Genomic DNA, 760 nt, shown 5'->3' with positions numbered 1-760 from the left:
GCTGTTGTTCGTCGGTATGTAGTGCAACTTCTTGAGCACCAATATATTCAAACGATTCAAGCGGAAGATGGCGAACAAGCACTAGAGCTTCTCCAAAACGACCCCGACATCACTTTCGTCGTTACCGATCATGACATGCCAAACAAAGATGGCATTTCGATGACCCGTGACATTCGAGTACATCATGATCGCAATCAACTCGCTATTCTTGGGCTATCTGGCAGTGACGACCGAACCATGACAGCTCGTTTCCTTAAGGCTGGTGCTAACGACTTCCTTTACAAGCCATTTAACCAAGAAGAGTTTTTCTGCCGTATTCATCAGCTACTCGATATGAAAGAGGCCACCAATGAACTATTTCGTCATGCAAATGAGGATGCTCTGACCGGGCTTTGGAACCGTCGTTATCTATTCAATCAAACATGTAAAGGCTGCGAACATCGCAGCATCGCCATGATGGATATCGACTTCTTTAAAAAGGTGAATGATACCTACGGTCATGATGGTGGCGATGCAGTACTCATTGAAGTCGGAAAGATCATCAAAAATCATTTTAAAGATGATGTCGCCGTTCGTTTCGGCGGTGAAGAGTTCTGCATTCAATCATGCCTACCATTTGAAGAATTTGTCGACACGCTAGAGTCAATGAGGATTGCGATACAAAACCAAGAAGTTATTCATGACTCACAACGGATTAAAGTCAGCATAAGTATCGGGTTAAGCGACTTAGTTGGCAGTTTGGATGAGCAAATAAAAGCCG

At 43.9% G+C, this 760-nt stretch carries 1 protein-coding gene; it reads left to right on the top strand.

What is annotated here, in order from left to right; genetic code table 11:
* On the top strand, window positions 1-760 hold a 760-nt coding region (locus tag AB4232_RS22400), incomplete at both ends, for a diguanylate cyclase (protein ID WP_372088058.1).

Origin of the sequence: Vibrio sp. 10N.286.46.A8 (assembly GCF_041470165.1) — a bacterium.
GTDB lineage: Bacteria > Pseudomonadota > Gammaproteobacteria > Enterobacterales > Vibrionaceae > Vibrio > Vibrio tasmaniensis_A.
The sequence above is the reverse complement of the archived record's forward strand: the minus strand, read 5'-3'. Positions and strand labels throughout refer to the sequence as shown.